The 22,460-nt window shown below is 68.9% G+C and carries 18 protein-coding genes; 13 read left to right on the top strand and 5 right to left on the bottom strand.

Annotated features, from left to right (window positions below):
- The first annotated feature begins 14 nt into the window (after positions 1 to 14).
- The 4 genes from cbiM to CKO41_RS00920 are packed head-to-tail and all read left to right on the top strand — an operon-like array spanning position 15 to position 2,824.
- Positions 15 to 674 carry a cobalt transporter CbiM gene (cbiM, locus tag CKO41_RS00905; RefSeq protein WP_338115525.1) on the top strand — a complete coding sequence of 220 codons (660 nt, stop codon included), beginning with the start codon at positions 15 to 17 and terminating at the stop codon, positions 672 to 674.
- Positions 664 to 1,272, top strand: a complete 609-nt coding sequence (locus CKO41_RS00910; protein ID WP_200254073.1) for a NikL family nickel/cobalt ECF transporter subunit — start codon at positions 664 to 666, stop codon at positions 1,270 to 1,272. The genes cbiM and CKO41_RS00910 overlap by 11 nt, the downstream gene beginning before the upstream one ends.
- On the top strand, positions 1,269 to 2,033 hold the full coding sequence (gene cbiQ / locus CKO41_RS00915) for a cobalt ECF transporter T component CbiQ (protein ID WP_200380982.1): 765 nt from the start codon (positions 1,269 to 1,271) through the stop codon (positions 2,031 to 2,033). The genes CKO41_RS00910 and cbiQ overlap by 4 nt, the downstream gene beginning before the upstream one ends.
- Complete coding sequence (locus tag CKO41_RS00920) at positions 2,030 to 2,824, top strand: energy-coupling factor ABC transporter ATP-binding protein (protein WP_200380983.1); 795 nt, start codon at positions 2,030 to 2,032, stop codon at positions 2,822 to 2,824. The genes cbiQ and CKO41_RS00920 overlap by 4 nt, the downstream gene beginning before the upstream one ends.
- A 232-nt stretch (positions 2,825 to 3,056) precedes the next feature.
- Here CKO41_RS00920 and CKO41_RS00925 read toward each other — a convergent pair whose 3' ends face one another.
- Positions 3,057 to 4,925, bottom strand: a complete 1,869-nt coding sequence (locus tag CKO41_RS00925) for a SulP family inorganic anion transporter (protein WP_200380984.1) — start codon at positions 4,923 to 4,925, stop codon at positions 3,057 to 3,059.
- Between the two features lie 1,016 nt (positions 4,926 to 5,941).
- Between CKO41_RS00925 and CKO41_RS00930 the strand changes: the two genes are divergently transcribed.
- Positions 5,942 to 6,478 carry a DUF4124 domain-containing protein gene (locus tag CKO41_RS00930; RefSeq protein ID WP_200380985.1) on the top strand — a complete coding sequence of 179 codons (537 nt, stop codon included), beginning with the start codon at positions 5,942 to 5,944 and terminating at the stop codon, positions 6,476 to 6,478.
- Positions 6,479 to 6,766: 288 nt separating this feature from the next.
- Here CKO41_RS00930 and CKO41_RS00935 read toward each other — a convergent pair whose 3' ends face one another.
- A complete protein-coding gene (locus tag CKO41_RS00935) occupies positions 6,767 to 8,239 on the bottom strand; it encodes a polysaccharide deacetylase family protein (RefSeq protein ID WP_200250259.1) in 1,473 nt (490 codons plus the stop codon).
- Between the two features lie 326 nt (positions 8,240 to 8,565).
- Positions 8,566 to 9,780: a polysaccharide deacetylase family protein gene (locus CKO41_RS00940; RefSeq protein ID WP_200250263.1), complete on the bottom strand. Its 1,215-nt coding sequence runs from the start codon at positions 9,778 to 9,780 to the stop codon at positions 8,566 to 8,568.
- A 271-nt stretch (positions 9,781 to 10,051) separates the two neighbouring features.
- Between CKO41_RS00940 and CKO41_RS00945 the strand changes: the two genes are divergently transcribed.
- The 5 genes from CKO41_RS00945 to CKO41_RS00965 all read left to right on the top strand — a co-directional run bounded on the left by CKO41_RS00945 (position 10,052) and on the right by CKO41_RS00965 (position 15,348).
- Positions 10,052 to 10,486: a DUF2934 domain-containing protein gene (locus CKO41_RS00945; protein WP_200380986.1), complete on the top strand. Its 435-nt coding sequence runs from the start codon at positions 10,052 to 10,054 to the stop codon at positions 10,484 to 10,486.
- 198 nt (positions 10,487 to 10,684) lie between these two features.
- Positions 10,685 to 12,880: a polyphosphate kinase 1 gene (gene ppk1, locus CKO41_RS00950; RefSeq protein ID WP_200250266.1), complete on the top strand. Its 2,196-nt coding sequence runs from the start codon at positions 10,685 to 10,687 to the stop codon at positions 12,878 to 12,880.
- 107 nt (positions 12,881 to 12,987) lie between these two features.
- Positions 12,988 to 13,650: a YceH family protein gene (locus tag CKO41_RS00955; protein ID WP_200380987.1), complete on the top strand. Its 663-nt coding sequence runs from the start codon at positions 12,988 to 12,990 to the stop codon at positions 13,648 to 13,650.
- Complete coding sequence (locus CKO41_RS00960; RefSeq protein WP_200380988.1) at positions 13,625 to 14,368, top strand: SanA/YdcF family protein; 744 nt, start codon at positions 13,625 to 13,627, stop codon at positions 14,366 to 14,368. The genes CKO41_RS00955 and CKO41_RS00960 overlap by 26 nt, the downstream gene beginning before the upstream one ends.
- A complete protein-coding gene (locus tag CKO41_RS00965; RefSeq protein WP_200380989.1) occupies positions 14,329 to 15,348 on the top strand; it encodes an alpha/beta fold hydrolase in 1,020 nt (339 codons plus the stop codon). The genes CKO41_RS00960 and CKO41_RS00965 overlap by 40 nt, the downstream gene beginning before the upstream one ends.
- Positions 15,349 to 16,110: 762 nt before the next feature.
- Here CKO41_RS00965 and CKO41_RS00970 read toward each other — a convergent pair.
- The gene (locus CKO41_RS00970; protein ID WP_200250273.1) at positions 16,111 to 16,467 is read right to left on the bottom strand and encodes a ribulose bisphosphate carboxylase small subunit; all 357 of its coding nucleotides are present in this window, start codon (positions 16,465 to 16,467) and stop codon (positions 16,111 to 16,113) included.
- 195 nt (positions 16,468 to 16,662) lie between these two features.
- A complete protein-coding gene (locus CKO41_RS00975) occupies positions 16,663 to 18,081 on the bottom strand; it encodes a form I ribulose bisphosphate carboxylase large subunit (RefSeq protein WP_200250276.1) in 1,419 nt (472 codons plus the stop codon).
- A 312-nt stretch (positions 18,082 to 18,393) separates the two neighbouring features.
- On the opposite strand from CKO41_RS00975, the gene CKO41_RS00980 reads away from it, so the two are divergent.
- From CKO41_RS00980 to gloB, 3 genes are all read left to right on the top strand, one after another.
- Positions 18,394 to 19,326, top strand: coding sequence for a LysR family transcriptional regulator (locus CKO41_RS00980; protein ID WP_200250279.1), 933 nt, complete (start codon positions 18,394 to 18,396; stop codon positions 19,324 to 19,326).
- A 107-nt stretch (positions 19,327 to 19,433) separates the two neighbouring features.
- A complete protein-coding gene (gene dxs / locus CKO41_RS00985) occupies positions 19,434 to 21,362 on the top strand; it encodes a 1-deoxy-D-xylulose-5-phosphate synthase (RefSeq protein WP_200250282.1) in 1,929 nt (642 codons plus the stop codon).
- 16 nt (positions 21,363 to 21,378) lie between these two features.
- Positions 21,379 to 22,203 (top strand): hydroxyacylglutathione hydrolase, encoded by an 825-nt coding sequence (gloB, locus tag CKO41_RS00990; RefSeq protein WP_200380990.1) that lies wholly within the window; start codon positions 21,379 to 21,381, stop codon positions 22,201 to 22,203.
- The last annotated feature ends 257 nt before the right edge of the window (positions 22,204 to 22,460 follow it).

The raw sequence follows: 22,460 nt of genomic DNA on the forward strand, positions 1-22,460 counted from the left end.
CCCGCGCCCCGGCCGTGTCGGCGCGCCTCCTTGCGGAGAGAGCCCCCATCGCCCACATCCCAGATGGCGTCCTCGCGGCCCCGGTGCTGGTCACCGGGGCCGTCGTCACGGCCGGCGCCGTGCTCGTCGGGCTGCGCCAGCTCGATTACGAGCGCATCCCGCAGGCCGCCGTCCTCGCCGCCGCCTTCTTCGTCGCCTCGCTGATCGCCGTCCCGCTCGGACCGAGCAGCGTCCACCTGCTGCTGAACGGCCTGATGGGCCTGGTGCTCGGCTGGGCGGCGGCGCCGGCGATCCTCGTCGCGCTCGCACTCCAGGCGGTCTTCTTCGGCTTCGGCGGGCTGCTGGTGCTCGGCGTCAACACGATGAACATGGCCGTGCCCGCCTTGGTCTGCGCCGCCCTCTTCCGGGCACCGCTTCGCCGCCACCCGGGCCGGGGGGCGTTCTTGATCGGGGCCGGCGCCGGCGCCCTCGGCGTGCTCCTGACCGGGGTCCTGATCGCCGTGGCGCTGGCCGCGAGCGGCTCGGCGCTGGCGCCAGCGGCCAAGATCATCCTCTTGACCTATCTGCCGCTCGCCCTCGTCGAGGCCGTCGTGACCGGCGCCGCCGTCACGTTCCTCGGGCGGGTGGCCCCCGAGATCCTCTGCCCGCCGGAGGCCACTGGCCATGATCGATAAACGCCTGGCGCTGGCCTGCCTCCTGCTCGCGACGGCCACGCCCCTGCACGCCCACCTGCTCAAGGTCTTCGCCTTCGCCGAGGGCGAGCGCATCGAAGGCCGCGCCTACTTCGCCGGCGGGGCCCGGGCGAAGGGCGCCGCGGTCGAGGTACTGGCCCCGGACGGACGGGTGCTCGCGGCGCTGCGCACTGACGACGACGGCGAGTTCAGCTACCAGGCCAATGCGGCGATCGACCACCGCATCCGCGTCGACAGCGGCGACGGCCATGTCGCGGAGTGGACCGTCCCCGCCACCGAGTTGGAGATCGCGGCGCCGGCGGCCGGCGACCCTGACCGGCCGGCCGCGCCGACCGAGAGCACACCCGAGGCGACGCCGGCGGAGACGGCCGCGGCGTCCGTGCCCGCCACCGAATCCCCCGGCGACCTGGAGGTCCTCATCGAGCGGGCCGTCGCCCGCCAGGTTCGGCCGCTGCGCGAGCAACTGGTCGCCTACGAGGAGCAGGTGCGGCTGCACGACATCCTCGGCGGCCTGGGCTATATCCTCGGGCTCGCCGGCCTTGCGGCCTGGTGGCAGGCCAGTCGACGACGCGGTCGATGAGGGTCGCGACAACACCGCTCACGCCGAGCACCGCCGGCGACTGGCTCGCGACCCGCGACGCCCGACTGCGGATCCTCGCCGCGGTGGCCTTCGCGCTGGTCACCGTGGGCCTCGAACGGCTACCGGCCCTGCTGCTCGCGCTGATCCTCGCCGCCGCGGCGGCAGCCGCCGGCGGGCTCACGCTGGGCAACGCGCTGCGCCGGCTCGCACCGCTCGCTGGGCTCCTCGCGATCCTGTTCGCGACCCTGCCGCTGATGGTGCCCGGCACGCCCTGGCTCGAACTCGGCCCGCTGAGCGCGAGCCGCGAGGGCCTGCTCGAGGCGATGCGGATCGCCCTCAAGGCGAGCGCCGTCGTCCTCGCGATGCTCGGGCTGGTCGGCTCGCTCGACCCCGTGACCCTCGGCCACGCGCTCGCGCGCCTGGGCCTGCCGGACAAGCTGGTGCACCTCTTCCTGTTCACGGTGCGCTACATCGATGTCCTGCACGGCGAGTACCGCCGGCTGCGCCAGGCCCTGCGCGCCCGGGCCTTCGTCCCGCGCAGCGACGCCCACACCTGGCGCACGCTCGGCTGGCTGGTCGGGATGCTGCTCGTGCGCAGCCTCGAGCGCGCCCGCCGGGTGACGGCGGCGATGAAGTGCCGCGGCTTCGCCGGGCACTTCTACCGCCTCGATCAGCTCGCCTGGCACCGGGGCGATACGGCTGCGGCACTCGGCGCCGGGGCCACGCTCGCCCTCCTCTTCCTCCTCGGACGGCCGGCATGAGCGCCCCGCTCCTCGCACTGCGCGGGGTGACCTGCGGCTATCCGGGGCGCACCGTGCTGCGCGAGGCGGACCTGGAGATCGCCGCCGGCGAGCGCCTCGCCCTGGTCGGGGCCAACGGCTCGGGCAAGACCACACTGCTGCACCTGTTGGTCGGCCTGCACCCGCCGAGCGCCGGGCGCGTCATCGCCTTCGGCACCGACTGCCGCGACGAGGCGGACTTCATCCCGGTGCGCCGCCGGGTCGGGCTCGTCTTCCAGGACGCCGACGACCAGCTCTTCTGTCCAACCGTCCTCGAGGACGTCGCCTTCGGCCCGCTGAATCTGGGCCTGTCGGTCGCCGAGGCGCGCGCCGTCGCCGAAGAGACCCTCGCGACCCTCGGCCTGGCCGGGCTCGCCGGGCGCGTCACCCATCGCCTCTCGGGCGGCGAGAAGCGCCTCGTCGCACTCGCCACCGTGCTCGCGATGCGCCCCGAGGTCCTGCTCCTCGACGAGCCGACCACCGGCCTCGACGAGGCCACCGAGCGGCGCCTCGTCGAGCACCTGGCCGGCCTGCCTCAGGCGATGCTCTTCGTCTCCCACGATCGCGCGTTGGTCGCACGCCTCGCGACGCGCGTCATCCTGCTCGGGGAGGGGCGACTGCGCCCGGCGAGCGTCCACGTCCACCCGCACACCCATGTGCACGCCCACATCCACCCGCTGGAGGGTGCCGCCGGCCACGGCCACGAGGCCCCCGCGGGCCACACCGATCACCACCGCACGCCGATCGGGTCGGGCAGCGCGGACCTTTCCTGATCGATGGTCCGCGCAGCGAACCCGATCGGTCGGAACCGTCTTGGTTCTTGGATCGCGCGACGCCGCCCCGCCCCGCTCAGATGTTGAAGACCCCGCCATGCTCAGTCGCCTAAGCGACTGAAAATTAAGCGAAGCGGAGATCGCATTTTCGCTTCGCGCCTCGAAGAATTGCCCGGATGGCCGCTTTTCAAGGTCCCCCCAAGGTGTGGGCGGCAGGGAGAAAGGCCGGACGTCAGCCGCCAGCGTTCTGTTCATCCGGCGATCCCAACAGCCTCTCCGCTCTTGCGATCGCCTCTTCGACAGAACCGCAGATCTGCTCGGTCGGCAGGTGTTCGGTGACGCCGACGGCGTCGAGGACGTTGCGGGTTTCACCCGTCGCTCCGGCCAGCAGGACGCACACCTTCTGCGCCTTGGCCCCGGTGATGACCTCGTCGATGGCCATCGCGGCGGTGACATCGATCTTCGAGGCAGCTTCGAGGTCGAGGATCAGGACTTCGCTACCCGGCGACATCATGCCGATTTGGCGGGTCAGGCCGCGGGCCGAGGCGTAGGAGTAGCGCCCCTCCAGGTGGATGACGAAGGCGCGCGGTTCGAGCGCGGCCAGACGGGCCACCAGTTCGGGGGCCAGATCGCCATGGTCGGCATGGACGCCCTTGAGTTCTTCGCGGCTCATCCAGTCGGCGGTGACCAGGGCGGCGATGATCAGGCCGACGGCCACGGCGGTGATCAGGTCGACGAACACGGTCAGGCCGAGCGTGATGAGCATCACGACCACCTTCTCGCGCGGCGCACGGCCGATGCGCTTCAGGAAACCCCAGTCGATGACGTCCCAGCCGACCTTGAGCAGGATACCGGCCAGGACCGCCAACGGGATGCGCTCGGCCAGCGGCGCGAGGCCGAGCACCAGCGACAGCAGGATCAGCGCATGCAACATGCCCGAACGCCGGCTGTGGCCGCCGGCGCGCACGTTCACCACGGTACGCATGGTCGCGCCGGCGCCGGGCAGGGCGCCGAGCAAGCCGGCGGCCATGTTGCCGATGCCCTGGCCGATCAGTTCGCGGCTCGGGTCGTGACGGGTCCGGGTAATCGAGTCGGTCACCAGCGAGGTCAGCAGGCTGTCGATGGAGCCGAGCAACGCCAGCACGAAGGCCGCCTGCAAGATGCGCGTCAGCTCTTGGAGCGGGAAGGCCGGCAGGATGAGCGTCGGCAGACCGGTCGGCACGTCGCCGATGACCGGCACCGCGTCGAGCCAGAACAAGGCGAGCAAGGTTCCGGCGACCAACGTGACCAGTGGCGCCGGCACCAGGCGGCCCAGCGCGGCCGGCCAAAACACCATGATCGCCAGTGCCACGCAGCCGACGACCAGCGCCTGGCCGTTAACGTTGGCGATCGCATCCGGCAGAAGGCGCAACGCGTCCACCGGTCCGCCCGCCCCATCGGCACCGCACAGCGGCGCCAGCTGCAGGACGATGATGATGATGCCGATGCCCGTCATGAAGCCGGAGATCACCGAGTAGGGCGTGTAGGCGATATAGCGCCCGACGTGAATCAGCCCGAGAAGGAGCTGGATCGCCCCCCCGAGGAACACGATGACGAAGGCCGTGGTGAGGCTGTCGGCGTACTGCGCCACCACCGCCGCCATCACCACGGTCATCGGCCCAGTCGGTCCGGACACCTGGGCCGGCGTGCCACCGAACAGCGACGCGAAGAAGCCGACCGCGATCGCGCTGTACAGGCCCGCCATCGGGCCGAGGCCGGATGCGACGCCGAACGCCAGCGCGAGCGGCAGCGCGATCACCGCCGCCGTGATCCCACCGAAGATATCGCCACGCAGGGTCTTCTGTTGCATGCGGCCCGAATCCGCGAACTGATCGATTGAGTGATCGTCTACGGCTTCCCCGGGGCGGTCAATGTCTTTCACGGGCAGATCGACGGCGCCCGTCTGCGCGTCGGCGAGACCTGCCTGCTCCACGACGCGGCGCCGGCGCCGCATGGCGCCGAGGCCATCGTCTGCGCCCGGCCCCACGAGCGAGAGATCCCCTGCGACCCGACGATGCCGGGGTTCACCGCCGTCGTCGCGCGCCCCGACCTTCGGCGCCATCGACCTAGCGACGCTGGGCGGCTCCCCGGTCGTGCTCAGCCACGAGGGTCGCACCCCCGCCGCGGAGGGACCAAGGTAACCGCCATCGCCAACGCCCTGATCGATGGTCCAGCCTGGCCGTAAGCCTGGCCAGCTCGCGTATCGCTTCCGAGATACCGAGGCTGCCCTGTCATGTCGCTCCAGGATCCGAGCGGCCTAGTACAGCAGTGCGGATGTTCCGAGACCGCCTCCAAAGACTATCGTTGTCGTTGTCGTAATCGACGATCGGACTACGATTAGGACAACTACAACGACAACGACAACGACAACGACAACGAACAGCCTCGGGACTTCTGAAGCGCTGCACTAGTGCCTCGCTCCGGAAGTACCGAGGCCGCTTTTATGTCGCCCTAGGATGAGAGCCCCGTAGGAGCCCGCTTGCGGGCGACTACGACGCGCTCGGGGCGGCCAAGGAAGGGGTCAGAAACAAACGACACCAGCGCGAAGACGACAAGAAACCACGAAATACACGAAAGTCGCGAAAAACGACAGATTCTTGTGTGTCAGTTTGGCCCTTTCGCGTGTTTCGCGTGTTTCGCGTGTTTCGTAGTTCCCAGAAGATGTACCGGCTGTTCCTGAATCGTCACCAAGATCGCCCGCAAGCGGGCTCCTACCACGCGAGGGTTGCGGACCAGGGCGCGCGGTCTCGGAAATCTTGCGAGATCACCTTGTAGCTGAGATTCTCGCTTTCGAGAATCGCTAACGGGCTAGCGACCTACGGTTGCAGACTCTTGGTGGAGTTGGTGCGGATCTGGGCGAACCCCATCAAGACTCCCACCACCTGCGGGCGTACCCCTCCAAGAGGGCAAAACTCCAGCTTGCAATTGATGCGTGAAGAACGCAGCTCATCGGGATCTGGCAGGCATCGCGTGAGTGCACGACCTGATAGACTCGACTCGCCGGACTAGTTCGGCCGGTCAAGGATTTCCAGTGCGACCGCTGCGGGTTTCCCCAATCTTCTGCGAAGGAACTCGACCATGCGCACGCATCCCGTTCCCGTCGCTTCGTTGGCGCTGGCCGCCCTGCTCGCGTTGCCGACGGCAGCCACCGAGGTCTATCGCTGCATCGGGGCCGACGGCGCCGTCACCCTGTCGGATCAACCCTGCGAAGCGGGTGCCCGAGAGGAACGCTTCGAGCTGACCCTGCCACCAAGCGGCTGGGAGAGTGGCGAGATCCGCGCTCGCAACCAACCCCTGCTGGACGAATACGACGCGCGCCAAGCGCGGCAACGCGCGGAGCGCCAGGCGGCGGAAGAGCAGGCACGCGCGCACCGAGAGGCGGAGGAGGAGAAGCGGCGGGCGGAAGAGGAGGAGCAGCAGGAACGCTGGTTCTTCGGCTACGATGCCCCCTACGTCCTCTGCCCCGACGGTGGCCTCTGTCCGCCAGGGCATTGGCCGCCGCCCAGGCCGCCCCGCCCCCCGGCACCGCCCGAGCCGAAACAGGATGAGCGCTTTCCGCCGAACCCGCGGGCACCGATGAGCATCCCCCGCAGTGGCCAGGATCCCCTCCTCTGACGGCATCGCGGAGTCTCTGAGGACCCGTCGGGCCCGTCCGCCTCGAAACGGTCGACCGTCGTATCTCACCGCCCGCCCAGGGCGACTTTCGCCTGCCCTTGGCCGCAGCGCAGACCCGCGCGGCAACCCACACCATGAAGCGCCTGACGGATGCAGCGTCAGCACGACATGCCAGGCGATTCTTCAAGACGCGAAGCGACAATGCGATTTCCGCGTCGCTTCATTTTCCGTCGCGCAGCCGACTGGAAATGGCGGGGCCTCCTGGCCCCGCCCGGCACCTCGAATTTTTCAAGGCGCCCCGAAGTCGTGACCGATGATGGCCTCGACCCGGCGGCAGATCTCGCGGCCGTAATCGGTCCACTGACCCTGGCCCCAGTAGCGATAGCAACTGGTCTGCGAGGTCATCAGGTGGAAGAGCGCATTGCGGTAGCGCCCCTCGTCGGTCGCGACGTCGGAGAGCAGCACGCGCTGATTGAACAGGGCGCTGGCGGCCTCCATCGGCCCGAGGACATCGTCGTAACCCTTGACCCAGGAGAGATCGTTCGTCCAACTGCCGCCGTCCATGTGGAACTGGTGGTCGGACTTCTTAAGTTCGTCGATGACCGCCGCGAGGCGCTCCGGGCCGTCGCCGGGCTTCATCCGTTCCCAGATCTTGTGCTGGTGCAGCGGCTGTACCGCCGGGAAGTCGTTCGCCTGGATGCCCATCGCGAAGAGGTGCTCCAGGTACTCGCTGACGTTCATCAGCGGCGTCTCGGTGCCGCTCGCAGCCCGCACGACCTCCGTGTACTTGGGTGGGAACTCGTTCATCATGACACCGCCGTTCTCGCCATCAGCGATCTGGGTGACGAGCGGCGGCACGGACTTGCCGGCCAGTTCCCAACGCTGGAGACCCTGCGCCTCGTACCAGGGCTGCATCTGGGCGACGAGCTTGGTGTCCGAACCCTGGGTCTTGACGATGGCGATGATGCTCGCGGTCTCGCCCTTGGAATTGGTGCAGACGAGCCGATGGGGCAGGTGGGGACGCTGCGGGTGCCAGCCGTTGTCGACCTGCTGGATCGAGTGTTCCTGCACCAGGACCCACTGGTAGCCGCAGTCGACGAGGGTCTTGACGAACTCGTAGGCGACGTCCGGGTGATTGGGCAGCGCCATCTCCGAGGGCGAGAACCCGCGCACCCGCTCCAGCGCCTCCCAGCCGAAGATCGCCGCGAAGTGGTGCTGCCAGGCGCGCACGTGCAGGCGATAGTCCTGCACCGGGGTCGAGGGCGCGACTGGATGCCCCCACGGCATGCCGAGCCACTCGGTCGTCCAGCGGTAGTCGGGATGGCAGGTGATGGTCTTCAAGCCCTCGATGACGTCATCGAGACCCATCTTGCGCAGGCCGTGCAGCAGGGTGCCGGAATACTCCAGCATCACCCGCGGCGACTTGCCCTCGCCGACCAACTGCGGGATGAACTCGCCGAGGCGCTTGTAGCACCAGTGGAAGACCGGCGCATTGTGGTTATCGCCGATGTCCTGGTGCTCCATCATGTATTGCAGGTTGCTGATGATCGCGGCCGTGGGCAGGTCGTCGCCGCCGGCCGGGATCAGCGGTTGATGCATGTGCAGCGCAATCGCGGTGGCGGCCCGCACGGCACCGAAATCGATGCCGCCCTCACCGACGAAGAGGGTCTTGTCGCGCCCCCTGGCCAGGGTCCGGGCGACATCGGCCTCGGCACCGCTGATGTTGGGCAGGTCGTCGACGTACTCGGGTAGCGCGTTCACTGGAGCGGCTCCTTATCGGGGTGTGAGGTTGGTGGATGCTGAGGAACGGGACAGAGGCAACCGACACGAGCGCGGGGAAGACTAGAAACCACGAGATACCGAAAGTCGCGAAAAACGGCGGATAATCCTGTGCTCATTCAATTCTTTCGCGTTTTTCGCGTGTCTCGTAGTTCCAAGAAGATGCGCCGGCCGTTCTTCAATAATCAATTGCGTGAAAAATAAAAGGCTTGCCGCGGTGCGACCTCCAGGGCGAGCAGGCCGACCCCGAGGTCCGGCCCAACGGTCGTCGCCCTGGGCCGCTCGGCCTCCGGGCTCCGGGCTCCGGATCAGGGCTTCGCGGCGGCCTCCGGCGGCTCGGGCGGGGCCAGCCCGACGCGGGCCAGGGCGGCGCGCGCCGCCGCCAGATCGGCATCGGCCCGGCCGACCCAGTCCTCGCCCCAGTAGAAGTTGCAGCTCGTCTCGGCCCGCAATAGGAGCCAGTAGGCCTCCTCGACCTCGGGCAGCGGAACGGCCGCGCCGCCCTCGGCGGCGCCGTCCGGGATTGCCGCGCGCGCCGCATGGATCGCCGCGCTGACGGCCCGGATGTCGGCGAGGGTCGCGCGCTGCCGCGCCGAGCCCGTCCATTGGGTGAAGCCCCGGCCGTCGTGCCAGCCGGTGTTCCAGGCCCCCGTGTTGACCCGCACCTCGCCGAGCACGCCGTAGTTGTCGAGGTGGTCATGGATGAAGACCGGCTTGATGGCCGCCTCGGCGGCGCGGATCCGCTCCAGCAGCGGCTGGTAGAAGGCGCTCCAGAAATTCGCCCCCGGTGTGACGTTGCGGAACCAGCCGCCGTTCTCGCCGTCGGTGCAGGTCGTCACCAGCGGCACGAAATCGCACCACTTGGTGCGCTCGGCCACCTCGGCGAGGAACCAGTCGAGTTCCATCCCGGACTCCTGGGCATTGGACAGATCGCGATCGCGCACGACGACGATGATCGAATCGTTGCCGTAGCGCGCCAGATGCGGTCGGTAACGCAGTTCCTGCCAGCTCATCTTGGTCAGTGGCTCGACATGCTCGCTGTCGACCAGGACGTAGCGATAGCCGAAGGCGCGCAGCAACGGGATCAGCTCCATCGAGAAACCCATCTCCGGCAGCCAGAAGCCCTGGAAGTGACCGCGCCAGAACAGGTGCCGCGCGATCCCCTGCCAACGCTCGAGGTGGGCGCTGCGATCGGCCTCGGGGATCAGCGGCAGTACCGGATGGTAATAGCCGGTGCCGAGGATCTCGAACAGTTCCTGGTTCTGGAAGTACCAGAGCAGCGAACCGCAGTCGACGCTGCCATAGACCCGTTCTTGAAAGGTCGTATCCGAGAGCGTCGCCAGCAGCGTCCCCGACAGCGACAGGTGGACGCGGGCCAGGTCTTCGTAGCCCCAGAGGCTGCGCGGGATGCGATCCATCGCGAAGAGGATCTCCTTGGCCTCCCATTCCCGGTGCTCGAGGAGCCCCTCGAGGTTGCCGGCCGGCTGGTGGAGATTGAGCACAAGGGCGTGCTGAGCAATCATGCTGGGGCCCTCGAATTGGGGGTGACTGTCGGTCGACCCATGAGCGCCTGGCGGGGAGGACGGATGGGCCGAGATCCCGCGCATGCGGCCCTAGTTTACCCGCTTCGGGGGCGGCCTGACGGCGGTTTTTGTCTTTTGTCGAGGACTTGATCAGAATAGTGCGGGATGTCAAGGAGGCTCGACGGGTCCGCGCGGCCGAGGATCCCCGCGGGCACGGTCTGGCCCTCGTTCCCGTTCGTCCCCCGGAATCCCCACGCGCGAGTAACCAGCCATGGCAAACGAAGACCAGAAGAAGGCCGCGACGAAGAGGACAGGGGCCAACCCGAGCCCCGCCAAGGCCAAGGCCCCGGCGAAGACGACGGCCAAACAAGCGGCCGCCACGCGGACGAAGTCCCCATCGAGACCGGCCACCGCCCCGGCACCGGCTGCGCCCCGATCGGCCCGCAAGGCCGGCGCCCAGAAGACGCCGACGAGGACCGTCGCCGCGACACCGGCCAAGACCCGCACGAAGACACCCGCATCCGCCAAACCCGCCACCAAGCGTGGTCTGTCGATCTCGCCTGAGGAGCGCGAGAACATGATCCGCATGGCCGCCTACTTCAAGGCCGAGAAGCGCCAGTTCGCCCCGGGCTTCGAGGTCCAGGACTGGGCCGATGCGGAGCGCGAGGTCGACGAGTGGCTGCGCCAGCGCCGCCGCGCCGATTAGCCTCGCGAGTTCCGCGCGGCGTCGAACGCGGCGTCCAAAGGGCCGCCGCGCGGACCGGGACGCTGGCCGCAACAAGATCGTAACATCCTGTCCAAAGGGCAATTCCACGAGCCATTCCTGTCACGTTCGGCCGCCAGGCCGACAGGCCAATTTGGTAGAATGGCGGGCGTCTTCCCGCCATCCGACCAGCGAGCCTCCATGACCAAGAGCGACGCCCAGCCGCCGTGCGGCGATTCGAGCGAACCGGCCACCACGGCCACCGGCTTCAGCCTCGACGACCCGGCCCTCTACCTGAACCGCGAGCTGACCTGGCTCCAGTTCAACCGACGCGTCCTGCACGAGGCGGCCGACCCACGCACGCCGCTCCTCGAGCGGGTCAAGTTCCTCGCCATCGTCAGCAACAACCTCGACGAGTTCTTCATGAAGCGCATCGGCGGGCTCAAGCAGCAGATCGCCGCCGGTGTCCACAGCCCGACGATCGACGGGCGCACCCCGCAACAGCAGGTCCAGGAGTGCCAGGCGATCATCCGCGACATGCAGCGCGAGCAGAAGGAGATCTTCGACGAGCTGATGGCCCTGCTGGAGGCCCGCGAGATCCGACTGGTGCGCATCGCCGACCTGCCCGAGGCGGCGCGGCTCGGGCTGCGCGAGCACTTCCGCACCGACATCTTCCCGATGATCACGCCGCTGGCGATGGATCCCTCGCACCCCTTCCCGTTCATCTCGAACCTCGCGCTGAACCTGCTGGTGACGCTGCGCTTCCCGGGCGGGCAGGAGACCTACAAGGCCCGCGTCAAGGTGCCGGTCAGCAAGGACGTCTCCAGCCGCCTGGTGCGAGTCGGCGAGGCCAACACCTTCGTCACCCTCGATGACCTGATCGCGACCAATCTGGACATGCTCTTCCCCGGCATGGAGATCGCGAGCTGCGAGCTGTTCCGGGTCACGCGCAACGCCATCGTCGAGCCGGCCGAGGAGGCCGCCAACGACCTGCTCGAGCTGATCGAGACGGAGCTGCGCGAGCGTCACTTCGCCCCCATCGTGCGGCTCGAGGTGCAGCGGGGGATGAGCCCCGTGCACCGCGGCATGCTGGCCGCCGAGTTGGGGCTCAACGAGGAGCGCGACGTCGTCGAGGTCGAGGGCATGATGGCCCTGCGCGACCTCTTCGAGCTCGCCGCGCTGGAGCTGCCAGACCTGCACGACCCGCCACACCGCCCCGTCGACCACACGCTGCTCGCGAACGACCGGCGCAACATCTTTCATATCGTCCGCGAGAATGGGCCGCTGCTGTTGCAGCACCCCTACGAGTCCTTCAGCACGACGGTCGAGCGCTTCCTGCGCACCGCCGCCGAGGACCCCAAGGTGCTGGCGATCAAGATGACCGTCTACCGCACCTCCGGCTCGATGCTCGAATGGCTGGTCAAGGCGGCGCGCAACGGCAAGCAGGTCGCCGTCCTCGTCGAGCTCAAGGCGCGCTTCGATGAGGCCGCCAACATCGGCTGGGCGCGGCGGCTGGAGTCCGAGGGCATCCACGTCACCTATGGCGTACTCGGCCTCAAGACCCACAGCAAGCTCATCTTCGTCGTGCGCCGCGACTACTCGCAGCTGCGCCGCTACTACCACATCGGCACCGGCAATTATCACCCGGGCACGGCCAAGCTCTACACGGACCTCGGCATGCTCGGTTGCGACGAGGAGATCGGCCAAGACCTCACGGAGCTCTTCAATTACCTGACCGGCTACTCGCCGCCGCCGAGCTACCGCAAGATCCTGGCCGCGCCCTACACGCTGAAGAAGGCGATCCTGGCCAAGATCCAGCGCGAGATCGACCACCACGAGCGCGACGGCAACGGCCATATCCAGATGAAGATGAACGCCATCGAGGACGTCGACGTGATCCGCGCCCTCTACAAGGCGAGCCGCGCGGGCGTGAAGATCGACCTCATCGTGCGCGACACCTGCCGCTTCCGCCCCGGCATTGCGGGCCTCAGCGAGGGCGCGCGGGTCATCAGCATCGTCGGGCGCTTCCTCGAGCACGGGCGGATCATCTACTTCCGCAACGGCGGCGACGAGGAGTACTACATCGGCTCGGCGGACATGATGCGGCGCAACCTCGAGAGCCGGGTCGAGGTCCACGCCCCGGTCGAGGACACGGCCCTGCGTCAGGAGCTGCGACTCATCCTCGACGTGCAGCTCTCCGACCAGCGTTCGGCCTGGGACATGCAGCCCGACGGCACCTACGTCCAGCGCCGCCCGGGCGAGGACAACGCCAAGGGCGCTCAGGAGACCCTCATCGGCGTCGCCGAGCGGCGCCTGGCAGCGAGCTCCAAGCACAAGGAGAAGAACTTTCGCTCGCGCCTGCTGAACCACTTCCAGCGCCGGGTCAAGGGAGACTGACCAGGCCCCGAGGCGCCCGGCGAGGCCTCGCCGGGCGCCCCGTTTGGATCGCGCCGCGAAAGCGATTAGGCTTGTCCGACGCCCCCGTTCACGAGCCATGACCGCCGATGCCAGAGAACCCGACACCGCCCGAACCGATGCTCACGCCCGTCGAGGCGCGCATCCTCGGCTGCCTCATCGAGAAGCAGCGCACCACCCCCGACAACTACCCGCTAACGCTCAACGCGCTGGTCCTCGCCTGCAACCAGAAGACCAGCCGCCATCCGGTCATGAACCTCGAGGTCCGCGAGGTCGGCCACGCCGTCAACGGCCTGCGCGACCGCGACCTGGTCGAGGCCGCCTTCGCCGGGCGCACCGAGCGCTATGACCAGCGGCTGGTCGCTGCGCTGAAGCTCGATCGACGCCAGGCCGCCGTGATGGCGACGCTGATGCTGCGCGGCGCGCAGACCGCCGCCGAGCTGCGCACCCATGCCAGCCGCCTGGCCGAACTGCCGGACCTCGCGGCCCTCGACTATGCGCTGCGCCACCTGATGCAGCGCGAAACGCCACTGGTCGTCGCGCTGCTGCCGCCGCCCGGGCGCCGCGAGGAGCGCTACGCCCACACCCTGTGCGGTCCCGTCGACCCCGGGGAGGTCGCCGAGACCACCGCGCCGGCCGCTGCGCGCCAAGAGCGTATCGCCCAGCTCGAGGCCGAGGTCGCGCACCTGCGCGCCGAGCTCGACGCCCTCTGGGAGCTGACCGGACTTGCCGAGCACCGCGAAGCCCTCTAAGCGCCGCTGGCTCGGGGTCTCGGTCTTCCTCGCCGCGCTGGCCGTCCTGCTGCCGGGCGCCCTGTTGATCACGATCGACGTCGGCATCTGGCTCGCGACCCGCGAGCGGATCCACGACGACCTGGCGCGCGTGCCGCCGGCCCCGGTCGCCCTCGTACTCGGCACCTCGCATCGCCAGCGCGGCCGGCCCAATCTGTTCTACGGCCCGCGCATCCAGGCCGCCGCCGACCTCTACCATGCCGGGCGCGTGCGGGCCATCCTGGTCAGCGGCGACAACGCGACCCGCTACTACAACGAGCCCTGGACGATGCGCCGCGACCTGATCGCCGCCGGCGTGCCGGCCGACTACATCACCCTCGACTACGCGGGCTTTCGCACGCTGGATTCGATGGTGCGGGCGAAGGCGGTCTTCAGTCAGAAGGAACTGATCATCGTCTCGCAACGCTTCCACGCCGCGCGTGCCCTCTACATCGCCGAGCGCGCCGGCCTGAACGCCATCGCGTACGCCGCCGCCGACCCGCCACTCGGCTGGTATCTACCGATCCGCGTGCGCGAGGTCTTCGCCCGCGCCCTCGCCGTGCTCGACCTGCTGACCGGGCGCAGCCCCCGTTTCCTCGGCAACCCCGAGCCCGTGCCCTTGCGGCCTGAACCGTCGCCCGCGCTCCTCGACGAAAGCCCGTGTCCGACCTCCGTATCCCCGCCGCCGTCCTCATCCTGACCGCCCTCCTCGCACTCGCAGGATGCGCCCCGCCGCAAACCGCGGCCGCGCCGCGTGCGGCCCAGGTGCCGCATCTGACCGCCGACGCGGCCCAACTGCCCGACGGCTACCGGCTGCCGCTCCAGGTCTGGCCCGCCGCCGACGGAGAACCCTCGACCGTCCTCCTCGGTCTGCACGGCTTCAACGACTACAGCCGGTCATTCGCCCCGCTCGCCCGAGCCCTGGCCGCACAGGGCGTGACGACCTATGCCGTCGACCAACGCGGCTTCGGCGCCACCGACGGGGCCGGGCGCTGGCCCGGCAGCGCCACCCTCGTCGCAGACCTGGAGACCCTGGTGCAACTGCTGCGAGGGCGTCACCCGGAGGCGCGGATCTACGTCGCCGGCGAGAGCATGGGCGGGGCGGTGGCGATGGTCGCCGAGGCCCGCGCGCAACTCGCGATCGACGGCCTGATCCTGATCGCGCCGGCCGTCTGGTCGCGGGACACCATGCCCTGGTATCAGCGCCTGGCCCTCGGGATGGCGGTGCGCACCCTGCCCTGGCTGGAGCTCACCGGCGATGGGGTCCGGCTGCGCCCATCCGACAACCTGGACATGCTGCGGGCGATGAGCGCCGACCCGCTGGTCATCAAGGCCACCCGCGTCGACGCCCTCTGGGGCGTCACGAACCTGATGGACGCGGCCCGGGCCGTCGCCCCGGCGCTGCGTAAGCCCCCGCCGATGCTGCTCCTCTACGGCGAGCGAGACGAGATCATCCCGCCGAACGCCTTCTGCAGCTTCCTCTCGGAATTGCCCGAAGATCCGGCCCTGCGCCTGGCCCTCTATCGCGACGGCTGGCACATGCTGCCGCGCGACCGCCAAGGCGCCCGGGTACGTGCCGACATCGCCGCCTGGCTCGCCGACCCCTCCGCACCGCTGCCCTCCGGCGAAGAGGTCCGATGGCACCGCGAGCGGCTCACCGCGTTCTGCGACCGTCACTGACGGGGCCCCGAGCCGCGCCGCTCGCGCCGCGGCGAACGCGGAGCCCCTCTCCTCCACCCGGCCTGCGCCGGCTCGGTCTCGGGCCTGCCAGGCCGCGCGGTTGCGTCGCCAGACTCAGGCGAACCCACCATGAGCAGCCCAAGGCGCTCGACTCAAGGTCCCCAGGAGTCGAGCGACCAGACTGCATCTGGCCATCTTGCTGGCATCGGCCCTAACATCGTCCGGGTATGGGAACATGCAACGCGCCGGGCGGCACATGGTATCGGGGGCCGCCATCGTCAGGGGCGTCGCGGGGCCGTTCGGCGCTAGCGTCGGTTACGTCGTCGAAGAATCCGACTAGTGTCTCGCTTCAGAAGTACCGAGGCCGCTCTTTCATGTCACCCTGACGAATCCGGGCTCCTACCACGCGAGGGTGGCAGGCCGCAGCGTGCGTTCTCGGGAATTGCGCAGTCTCGCACTAGGGAGCCACTGACTCGGGTCACCGCTTCCCTGCCTTCGAGGCGGTTCCCGAACCCATCCGATCGCGGCCTGCCCGGCCCCCGGCCCAGGGGGCCGCAATCGGCCGCCGCGTCGGCCTCACCGACGAGGACCTCACCGCGGTGCGCCGGGAGACCCTGCCCCGCGCCGAAAAGACAGAGGATCGCTGAGGGCATCCCGGGGCACCGAGGTGCCCCTGCACGCCTCCCCCCCGAAAAAAAAGACCCCGTCCCGCTGCTCGGGCGGGACGGGGTCTTGCGGGTCCGGGCACGGCCCGGACTCGGCTCAGACGGGCTTGCCGCGATAGACGACCATGGCCGCGCCCTGGGACTGGGCGTAGTTGTCATAGCCGATCAGGCGCACATGGTTATTCGGGTGCGCCTTATGGCAGGCCTCGGCCTCGGCGAGGATGGCCTCGACGTCGGTCTCGCCGAACATCGGCAGCTTCCACATGTACCAATAGTGGTCGAAGGCGTTCTCCGGCTCGGTGTGCTCGATGGCCGGGTTCCAGCCCTTGCCGACGATGTATTCGACCTGCTGGCGGATCTGCTCCGGGGTCATCGCGGGCAGATAGGAAAAGGTCTCGAACTTGCGGCTATTGACGTCTTCGAGACTCGACCTGTAATCCTGCATTGCGCTCATTTTCTAGCTCTCTCAATTCTTGACCGCAGAGGCGCAGAGGACGCGGAGCTTATCGATTCAAGATCTCTGCTCGGTCCTTGCGTCAGCGGTTGGCCATTTAGAATTCAGTGTCTCGCGTCGAACCTCCGAGACGCTAGAGAGGCGATCTCCGTGCGGATCTCTGCGCCCTCTGCGTCTCTGTGGTTCAAGCAGAACTTACTTATGCGCCACGTCGAGCTTGTCGACGGTGTCGAACTCGAACTTGATCTCCTTCCAGGTCTCCATCGCGGCCTTGAGCTCGGGGCTGCTGTTGGCGGCGGCGGTGAGGACCTCCTTGCCTTCCTTCTCGATCGCCACGCCGCGGTTGCGGGCCTCGACGCAGGCCTCCAGCGCGACGCGGTTGGCCGCGGCGCCGGCGGCGTTGCCCCACGGATGGCCGAGGGTGCCGCCCCCGAACTGCAGGACGGCGTCGTCGCCGAAGATGGTCACCAGGGCCGGCATGTGCCAGACGTGGATGCCGCCGGAGGCGACGGCGAAGACGCCGGGCATCGAGCCCCAGTCCTGATCGAAGAAGATGCCGCGCGAGCGGTCCTCCTTGATGTAGGACTCGCGCAGGAGGTCGATCCAGCCGAGCGTCGCCTGGCGGTCGCCCTCGAGCTTGCCGACGACGGTGCCCGTGTGCAGGTGGTCACCACCGGAGAGGCGCAGCAGCTTGGTCAGGACGCGGAAGTGGATGCCGTGGTGCGGGTGGCGGTCGATGACCGCGTGCATCGCACGGTGGATGTGCAGCAGCACGCCGTTGTCGCGGCACCACTGGGCGAGACCCGTGTTGGCACACCAGCCGCCGGTGATGTAGTCGTGCATGATGATCGGGGCACCGATCTCCTTGGCGTACTCGGCACGCTTGTACATCTCCTCCGGGGTCGGGGCCGTGACGTTGAGGTAGTGCCCCTTGCGCTCGCCGGTCTCGCGCTCGGCCTTGTCGATCGCGTCCATGACGAAGTCGAAGCGCTGGCGCCAACGCATGAAGGGCTGCGAGTTGACGTTCTCGTCGTCCTTCGTGAAGTCCAGACCGCCGCGCAGGCACTCGTAGACGGCGCGGCCATAGTTCTTGGCTGACAGGCCCAGCTTGGGCTTGATCGTGCAGCCCAAGAGCGGCCGGCCGTACTTGTTCATGACGTCGCGCTCGACCTGGATGCCGTGCGGCGGGCCGTTGCAGGTCATGACGTAGGCGATCGGGAAGCGCACGTCCTCCAGACGCAGCGCGCGCACCGCCTTGAAGCCGAAGACGTTGCCGACCAGCGACGTGAAGACGTTGACGACCGAGCCCTCCTCGAAGAGGTCGATCGGGTAGGCGATGAAGGCGTAGAAGCGCTCATCGTCGCCGGGCACGTCCTCGATCGCGTAGGCGCGCCCCTTGTAGTGGTCGAGGTCGGTCAGCAGGTCGGTCCAGACCGTCGTCCAGGTGCCGGTCGAGGACTCCGCGGCGACGGCCGCGGCGGCCTCCTCGCGCGGCACGCCCGGCTGCGGCGTGATCTTGAAGCAGGCGAGGATGTCCGTGTCCTTCGGCGTGTAGTCGGGCATCCAATAGGTTTCGCGGTATTCTTTCACGCCCGCGTTGTAGGTCTTGGCCATTGGCGAATGTCCTCTGTTTCCTGACGGTGATGGGCTCGGGCCGATCGCGGTCGGCCTTTCGTATCGCGCGGAGGACCTCGGCGGTCCGCCGCGGGGAGATCCAGTGTTCGGCCCGCCCCGAGCGATCGTGCGGTAGGGCCTGGCGGAATTATAGGCGGCAATACTATAATTCACAGTCAGGATTTTTGATTCGATATATAAACCACAACTTATATGCCACCACTAGAGTAGACGCGCGACACGGGGCCAAGGCGACGCCGGGATCGCGCGCCGCGGCCGCGGCACCGCAGCGGACGGAAGAGTAGCAGGGCGTTGAATCTGTCGTTTCGGCAATTGCAGGTCTTCGAGGCGGTCGCCCGCCGACTGAGCTACACGCGCGCGGCCGAGGAGCTCCATCTGAGCCAACCGGCGGTCTCGATGCAGGTCCGCCAGCTCGAGGACGAGATCGGCCTGCCGCTCTTCGAGCGGCTCGGCAAGAGCATCAGCCTCACCGAGATGGGCCGCGAGGTCTATCAGTGCAGCCGTTCGATCAGCGCGACGCTGCTCGATCTCGAGGAGGTCGTCGCGGCCCTCAAGGGCGTCGAGCGAGGTCGGCTCTCGATCGCGGTAGCGAGCACGGTCAACTACTTCGCCCCGCGGATGCTGGCGCGCTTCCACCAGCGCTTCCCCGGCATCGACCTGCGGCTCGACATCGCCAACCGCGAACAGCTCGTGCGCCTCCTGGAGGCGAACGGCGTGGACCTGGTCCTGATGGGCCAACCGCCGGAGGGGGTGGACCTGGAGGCCGAGGTCTTCCTCGAGAACCCGCTCGTGATCATCGCCCCGCCCGGCCACCCGCTCTCGCGGGCGAGCCGGATCCCGCTGGAGGCCCTGACCGACGAGGTCTTCCTGATGCGCGAGCCCGGCTCGGGTACCCGCCAGGCCATCGAACGGCACTTCGCCGAACATGGCCTCGCCGTGCGCCAGGGCATGCAGATCACCCGCAACGAGGCGATCAAGCAGGCGGTGCGCTCCGGGCTCGGCCTGAGCATCGTCTCGCTGCATACGATCGAGCTCGAGATCGAGACCGGCCGGCTCGTCGTCCTCGACGTGGAGGGCTTCCCGCTGCTGCGTCACTGGTACGTCGTCTACCGGCACGGCAAGCGGCTCTCGCCATCGGCGCGCGCGTTCCACGACATGCTGCTGGCCGAGGCCCAGTCGCTGGCGAGCCTCAACCCGCTACCGGCGCTGCCCGGCGGCCCCTGAGCGCGCGCGAACACCCCCGGCGACGATTTCGATTTCTCATGGCCATCGACAGGTCCGCTTGGGCTACACTACCCGACCATCCTCGCCCGACCACCACGACGTCTCGCATGTCTGATCAACCGATTACCGACTCACCGCTGGCCGCCCATCGCTTCCCGCTGCTCAGCGCCATCGATCTGCCGGCCGATCTGCGGCTCCTGCCCGAGGAAGACCTGCCGATCCTCGCCCACGAGTTGCGCGCGTACCTGATCGATTGCGTCTCGCGCACCGGCGGGCACTTCGCCGCCGGGCTGGGCGTCGTCGAGCTGACGATCGCGCTCCACTACGTCTTCAACACGCCGGAGGACCGCATCGTCTGGGACGTCGGCCACCAGGCCTACCCGCACAAGATCCTCACCGGTCGGCGCCAGCGGATGCTGACGCTGCGCCAGAAGGACGGCATCTCCGGCTTCCCCAAGCGCAGCGAGAGCCCCTACGACACCCTCGGCGTCGGTCACTCGAGTACCTCGATCAGCGCCGCGATGGGCATGGCCGTCGCAGCGGCGCGCAAGGGCGAGCGCCGCCAGGTCGTCGCCGTCATCGGCGATGGGGCCCTCGGCGCCGGCCTGGCCTTCGAGGCGTTGAACCACGCCGGCGCCCAGGACGTCGACCTGATGGTGATCCTCAACGACAACGAGATGTCGATCTCCCCGCCGGTCGGGGCCATCAGCAACCACCTGGCCCGTCTGCTGTCGGGCAAGATCTACACGAGCATGCGCGAGGGCAGTAAATCGGCCCTGCGCAGCCTGCCGCACCTGCGCCAACTGGTCGGACGCTGGGAGGAACACGTCAAGGGCATGGTGATGCCGAGCACCCTGTTCGAGGAGCTCGGCTTCAACTACATCGGCCCCCTCGACGGCCACGACGTCGATGGGCTGATCGGTACCCTGCGCAACATGCGCACGATGCCCGGCCCGCGGCTGCTGCACGTCATCACGCAGAAGGGCAAGGGCTACGAACCGGCCGAGGGGCAGCCGATCACCTACCACGGCGTGGCGCCGTTCGATCGCCAGACCGGCCGCCCGCGCCGGTCCAACGGCGGCCCGACCTACACCAGCATCTTCGGCGACTGGCTCTGCGAGGCCGGGGCGCGCGACGAGCGCCTGCTCGCGATCACCCCGGCGATGTGCGAGGGCTCGGGGATGACCCAGTTCGCGAAGCGCTTCCCCGAGCGCTTCTTCGACGTCGGCATCGCCGAACAGCACGCCGTGACGCTCGCCGCCGGGATGGCCTGCGAGGGCCTGAAGCCCGTCGTCGCGATCTATTCGACCTTCCTGCAACGGGCCTACGACCAGTTGATCCATGACGTCTGCCTCCAGGACCTGGACGTGACCTTCGCCGTCGATCGCGCCGGGCTCGTCGGCGAGGACGGACCGACCCACGCCGGCAGCTTCGACCTGAGCTTCGCCCGGCCGATCCCGAATCTCGCGATCATGACCCCGGCCGACGAGAACGAGTGCCGGCGCCTGCTGGAGACCGCCTACGCGCACCCGGGCCCGGCGATGGTCCGCTATCCGCGCGGCACCGGGCCCGGCGTCGCCGTCGATCCGCTGGCCGCGCCCGTGCCGCTCGGCGAGGCCGAGGTGCGTCGCCGCGGCCAGGGCGGGGTCGCGCTGCTGGCCTTCGGGACCCTGGTGGCCGTGGCCCAGGAGGCGGGCGAGGCGCTCGATGCCACCGTCGTCAACATGCGCTTCGCCAAGCCGCTCGACGAGCGACTGATCCTGGAGATGGCCTCGACCCATGCGCTGCTGGTAACGCTCGAGGAGAATGCCGTGGCCGGCGGGGCCGGCTCGGCGATCGGCGAACTCCTCGCGGCGCACGGCCTCTCCGTGCCCCTGCTGCACCTCGGCCTGCCGGACCGCTACATCGAGCACGCGAGCCAGGGCGAGCAACGGGCGCTTTGCGGACTCGACAAGAATGGGGTCATCGCGGCCGTGACCGCCGCCCGGCAGGCGGGCGAGGCGCCCGCACGGACCGACGAGCGGCGCACCGGATGAGCGCACCGAGGCGGCGATGAGCGAGCCGAGTCGGCCGCGCCTGGCGATCACGCCGATCCCGGCGCTCGACGACAACTACATCTGGCTGCTCCAGGCGGACGACCGCCGGCAGGCGGCCTGCGTCGACCCGGGCGAGGCCGAGCCGGTCCTGGCCGTCCTGGCCGCACGGGGGCTGGAACTCACGGCGATCCTGATCACCCACCACCACCCGGATCACACCGCCGGCATCGCCGAGCTGGTCGCCGCCTATCCCGACGCCCTCGTCTGCGGACCGCGCGATCGGCGCCTGAAGGGCCTGACCCGGGTCGTCGGCGAGGGCGACGAGGTCGCCGTCCCGGGACTCGCGGCGGGGTTCAGGGTGTTCGAGGTCCCCGGCCACACGGCGAGCCACATCGCCTATCTGGGTCCGACGCCGGACGACGACGCGCTGTTCTGCGGCGACACCCTGTTCACCGCCGGCTGCGGGCGCGTCTTCGATGGGACCTGCGCGCAGCTCGCCGCCTCGCTCGCGCGGCTCGCGGCCCTGCCGCCGACGACCCTCTGCTATTGCGCCCACGAGTACACGCTCGCCAACCTCGGCTTCGCCGCCTGGGTCGAGCCGGACAACCCCGCCCGCGCGGCCCGTCAGGCCGACGCCGAGCGCCGTCGGGCGGCCGGCGAGCCGACGGTGCCGGCCACCCTCGCGCTGGAACTCGCGACGAATCCCTTCCTGCGCACCGGCGAACCGGCCGTCCGCGCGGCGGCCGAACGCTTCGCCGGTCAGCCCCTGGACGCCTCCCCGCCCCCTCGCATCGAGGTCTTCACGGCCCTGCGCCGCTGGAAGGACACCGAATACGATTGAGCGAGCGGTAGTGGAGGCACCCCAGCCGCCCGCACCGCGCAAAGATGCCCTTCCGCCCGACCCGTGCCTCGCATGGGCCATCGAGCGACCCTCGTGCGACGCATCCTTGGCGGCGCACGCCTCCACGCCCGACGCACCACACCCGCCGCGCCCCGTGCGGGGTGACGCAGCGCGTCAAAGCCCGACCGGCGACCGACCGGCCAAGACCAAGCAGATCGAGAAATAACAAAAATAAACAATAATTTATAAAACGGCGC

The sequence above is a fragment of the Thiococcus pfennigii genome, from assembly GCF_016583835.1.
In the GTDB taxonomy this organism is placed as follows: Bacteria; Pseudomonadota; Gammaproteobacteria; order Chromatiales; family Chromatiaceae; genus Thiococcus; species Thiococcus pfennigii.